At 62.1% G+C, this 322-nt stretch carries 1 protein-coding gene; it reads left to right on the forward strand.

Going from position 1 to position 322, the window contains the following annotated elements:
- Positions 1 to 292 (forward strand): SDR family oxidoreductase (locus RVY79_RS18520; protein ID WP_317466008.1); only part of this gene is annotated, 292 nt, incomplete at its 5' end.
- Between the last annotated feature and the right edge of the window lie 30 nt (positions 293 to 322).

Raw genomic sequence — 322 nt, forward strand, 5'->3', positions numbered from 1 at the left:
TCTGTTCACCGGTAGCGTGTCCGGACGCAAGGTGTATCCGGGCAACCTGTACACCGCCACCAAATGGGCCATCACCGGGCTGGCGGAAAGCCTGCGACAACAGGTTATTGGCACGGGGGTGCGTGTTTCCATCAGTGCCCCCGGCCATGTCGACACCCCACTTTGGGGAGAGACCCCAGTTGCGATGATGCAGCCCGACGACGTCGCGCGTGTCGTGATGTGGGTACTCAAGCAGCCAGAGCATGTGGACGTGAGCGAGGTGATTGTCCGGGCGCTCGGGCAGATCATTTGACGGTTGAAGGGTCCGTCCTGTTTGGCGGCG

Source organism: Chromohalobacter sp. HP20-39 (assembly GCF_033052815.1).
Lineage (GTDB): Bacteria > Pseudomonadota > Gammaproteobacteria > Pseudomonadales > Halomonadaceae > Chromohalobacter.